This window comes from Rhizobacter sp. P2_H2 (assembly GCF_056403375.1).
This window is the reverse complement of record NZ_JBFUFP010000423.1, coordinates 1-4,400: the sequence shown is the minus strand read 5'-3', so window position 1 is coordinate 4,400 and position 4,400 is coordinate 1. Positions and strand designations below refer to the sequence as shown.

Below are 4,400 nucleotides of genomic sequence, written 5' to 3'. Positions count from 1 at the left end.
GCCTGGTGCACCGGCAGCAGGCTGACCGCGGTGACACCCAGCCGCTTCAGGTGCGCGATGGCGGCGTCGCTCGCCAGGCCCGCATAGGTGCCGCGCTGCGCCTCGGGCACGCCGGGATGCAGCCGGGTGAAGCCCTTCACGTGCAGCTCGTACAGCACCGTGTCGGCCAGCGGCGTGCAGGGCGGCGCATCCGTACCCCAGTCGAAGCCGTCGCGCACGACGCGCGCCTTCAGCGCCCGTTCTCCATCCCACTCGAAGCGGCCGACGATCTCGCGCGCATACGGGTCGAGCAGCAGCTGGTCCGGGTTGAAGCGGTGCCCGCGCTCCGGCTGCCACGGGCCGTGCGCGCGCAGGCCGTACACCAGCCCCGGCTGCGCGCCCGGCAGGTAGCCGTGCCACACCTGCTGCGTGTGGCCGGGCAGGGCGGTGCATGAGCGCTGCTGCGTGCCGGTCTCGTCGAACAGGCACAGGTCGATGCCTTGCGCATGTTCCGAGAAGACCGCGAAGTTGATGCCGTGGCCGTCCCAGTGCGCACCCAGCGGCCACGGGCGGCCCGCCTCCAGGCCTGTCATCAGGTGGCCGACCACTCGAGGAACACGGTGGCCAGCGGTGGCAGCGTCAGCATCACCGACTGCGCGCGGCCCTGCCACGGCACGTCTTCCGAGCGCGCGGCGCCGAGCGGCGTGCCGACGTTGCTGCCGCCGTAGTGCGCCGAATCGGTGTTGATGCGCTCGCGGTACTCGCCCGGCCGCGGCACGCCGACGCGGAACCCCTGGCGCACCGTCGGTGTCAGGTTGGCGACGACCAGCACGGTAGCGCCCCCGTGGCGGCCGTGCCGCACGAAGCTGATCACCGAATGCTCGGCATCCTGGTGGTCGATCCACTCGAAGCCGGCCGGGATGAAATCCTGCTCGTACAGCGCCGGCGTGGCCCGGTAGAAGCGGTTCAGGTCGCGCACCAGCCGCTGCATGCCTTCGTGCAGGCCATCGGAAAGAAGATGCCAGTCGAGGCTCTGGTCATGGTCCCACTCGCGCTCCTGCGCGAACTCGCCGCCCATGAACAGCAGCTTCTTGCCCGGGTGCCCGAACATGAAGCCGTAGTAGGCCCGCAGGTTCGCGAACTTCTGCCAGCGGTCGCCCGGCATCTTCGCGATCAGCGAGCCCTTGCCGTGCACCACCTCGTCGTGCGAGAGCGGCAGCACGAAGTTCTCGTTGAAGGCATACACCAGCCCGAAGCTCATCTCGCCGTGGTGGTGCTTGCGGTGCACCGGGTCGCGCGCCATGTACTTCAGCGTGTCGTGCATCCAGCCCATGTTCCACTTGTAGTGGAAGCCGAGGCCGCCGGCGAAGGTGGGCCGCGACACCGCCGGGAAGGCGGTCGATTCCTCGGCCAGCGTGACGGCCTGCGCCCGCTCGATGCCCACCACCTCGTTCATGCGCTTCAGGAACGCGATGGCCTCGAGGTTCTCGCGCCCGCCGTGCACGTTCGGGATCCACTCGCCCGGCTCGCGGCTGTAGTCGCGGTACAGCATCGAGGCGACCGCATCGACGCGCAGCCCGTCGACGTCGTAGCGCTCCAGCCAGTACAACGCATTGCCGACCAGGAAGTTGCGCACCTCGGTGCGCCCAAGGTTGTAGATCAGCGTGTTCCAGTCGTTGTGGAAGCCTTCGCGCGGGTCGGCGTATTCGTACAGGTGCGTGCCGTCGAACTGCGCGAGGCCGTGCACGTCGCTCGGGAAATGCGCCGGCACCCAGTCGAGCAGCACGCCGAGGCCGGCCGAATGGCAGCGGTCGACGAAGCGCCGGAAGCCCGGGCCGTCGCCGAAGCGCGCGGTGGGCGAATACAGCCCCACCGGCTGGTAGCCCCACGAGCCGTCGAACGGGTGCTCGCTGACCGGCATCAGCTCGAGGTGCGTGAAGCCCATGTCCTGTGCATACGGCACCAGCGTGTCGCCGAGCTCGTCCCAGCTCAGCCAGCGGTCGCCTTCCTCGGGCTTGCGGCGCCACGAGCCGAGGTGCACCTCGTAGATGCTGACCGGCGCGTCGAGCGCGTTCGACTGCTGGCGCTGCGCCGAGGCCGGCGCGAGCCGCGGCATGTGCGAGACCACGCTCGCGGTGGCCGGCCGCAGCTCGGACTGCAGCGCGTACGGGTCGGCCTTCTGCGGCAACACGTGGCCGTCGGCGGTGCGGATCTCGTACTTGTAGCGCGCGCCTTCGGCGATGCCGGGCAGGAAGATCTCCCACACGCCGCACTCGCGGCGCAGCCGCATCGGGTGGATGCGGCCGTCCCAGTGGTTGAAGTCGCCGACCACGCTGACGCGCGACGCGTTCGGCGCCCACACCGCGAAGCTGGTGCCGCTGACGCCTTCCATCACGCGCACCTGCGCGCCCAGCGTCTCGTACGGCCGCAGGTGCGTGCCCTCGGCCAGCAGCCACACGTCGAGCTCGCCGAGCACCGGCGGGAAGCGGTAGGGGTCGTCGACGGTGGAGACGCTGCCGTCGGCCCAGGTGAACTGCAGGCGGTGCGTGCCGGCGGCGCTGCCGAGCATGCCCTCGAACACGCCGTCGGGGTGCAGCTGCGTCAGCAGCGACAGCGGCTGGCCGCTGGAGACATCCACGGCCAGCGCCGCGCGGGCACCGGGCTGGAAGCAGCGCAGCCAGCGCTGCCCGCTCGTATCGACGTGCGCGCCGAGCACCGAGAACGGATCACCGTGGCGGGCGTGGCGGATGTCCTCGATCTCGGCGGCGGTCAGCATGGGAGGCGGTGGCAACGACGGGGTGTCATTGTCAGGCAACCGATCGCAGCGCCGCCGCGGCCTTCAGCTCGGGGTCGATGTTCCAGATGTCGCGCGCGTACTCGCGGATCGTGCGGTCGGCCGAGAACGCGCCCATGCCGGCCACGTTGGCGATCGCGCGCGCGATCCAGGCCTCGCGGTGGCCATACAGCGTGTCCACGCGTTGCTGCGTTTGCACGTAGGCGTCGTAGTCGGCGAGCAGCAGGTAGTGGTCGCCGCCCCACAGCAGTGAATCGACGAGTGGGCGGTAGCGGTCGTGCTCGTCGGGCGAGAACAGGCCGCCGGAGATCGCGTCGAGCACCGCCTTCAGCGCCGGGTTGCCGTCGTAGTGGCGCATCGGGTGGTAGCCCGAGGCCTTCAGCGCCTGCACCTCGGGCGTCTTCAGCCCGAAGATGAAGATGTTGTCGTCGCCGACGCTCTGGCGGATCTCGATGTTCGCGCCGTCGTCGGTGCCGATCGTCAGCGCGCCGTTCAGYGCGARCTTCATGTTGCCGGTGCCCGAGGCTTCGGTGCCGGCAGTGGAGATCTGCTCCGACAGGTCGGCGCCCGGCATGATGACCTCGGCCACCGAGACGCCGTAGTTCGGGATGAACACCACGCGCAGCTTGCCGCCGACGCGCGGATCGGCGTTGACCACCGTGCCCACGTCGTGGATCAGCCGGATGATCGACTTCGCCGTCTGGTAAGACGACGCGGCCTTGCCGGCGAAGATCACGGTGCGCGGCACCCAGGGCAGCGTCGGGTTCTCGATGATCGCCAGGTAGCGCGTGACGACGTGCAGCACGTTCAGCAGCTGGCGCTTGTACTCGTGGATGCGCTTGACCTGCACGTCGAACAGGCTGCCCGGGTCGACGTGGATGCCGGTGTGGCGCTGGATGTGCTCGGCCAACCGCTTCTTGTTGTTGAACTTGATCGCGGCGAACTTGCTGCGGAAGGCCTCGCTGCCGGCGTGCTCCTTCAGCTGCGCGAGCTGGTCGAGGTCGAGCCGCCAGCCGCGGCCGAGCGTCTGGTCGAGCAGGTGCGCCAGGCCCGGGTTGGCCTGCGCCAGCCAGCGCCGCGGCGTGACGCCGTTGGTCATGTTCGTGAAACGGCTCGGGTACAGCGACGCGAAGTCCGCGAAGATGGTCTTGGTCAGCAGCTCGGAATGCAGTGCCGAGACGCCGTTGACCTTGTGGCTGCCGACGATCGACAGGTTGGCCATGCGCACCCGGCGCTCGCCCGATTCGTCGATCAGCGACAGGCGCCGCAGGAAGCCGTCGTCGCCGGGGCGCTGCTTGGCCGCCAGGTCGAGGAACTCCTGGTTGATGCGGAAGATGATCTCCAGGTGGCGCGGCAGCACCTGCTGCATCAGCGACACCGCCCAGGTCTCGAGCGCCTCGGGCATCAGCGTGTGGTTGGTGTACGAGAAGGTCTTCTGCGTGACCTCCCAGGCGGCGGCCCAGGGCATCGCGTGGTCGTCGCACAGCACGCGCATCAGCTCGGCCACGCCGATCGCCGGGTGCGTGTCGTTCAGGTGGATCGCGACCTGGTCGGCCAGGTTCTGCAGGCTGTCGTGCTCGTCGAGGTGGCGGGCGACGATGTCCTGGATCGACGCGCTGGTGAAGAA

General features: G+C 69.4%; 2 protein-coding genes and 1 pseudogene. All 3 read right to left on the bottom strand.

The genetic code is table 11. The features are described from left to right. A pseudogene (locus tag AC1D15_RS19505) lies at positions 1-572 on the bottom strand (glycogen debranching protein GlgX); the annotation flags it as partial. Further along, entirely contained in the window at positions 572-2,755 is a 2,184-nt protein-coding gene (glgB, locus tag AC1D15_RS19500) for a 1,4-alpha-glucan branching protein GlgB (protein ID WP_477827282.1), read from the bottom strand. The pseudogene AC1D15_RS19505 and the gene glgB, both read right to left, overlap by 1 nt. A gap of 31 nt (positions 2,756-2,786) precedes the next feature. Then, on the bottom strand, positions 2,787-4,400 hold a 1,614-nt coding region (locus AC1D15_RS19495; RefSeq protein WP_477827281.1), incomplete at its 5' end, for a glycogen/starch/alpha-glucan phosphorylase.

What these genes read in the sequence shown, in the direction of transcription:
- glgB (WP_477827282.1), bottom strand. Translation starts at nt 2,755, where the DNA reads ATGCTGACCGCCGCCGAGATCGAGGACATCCGCCACGCCCGCCACGGT.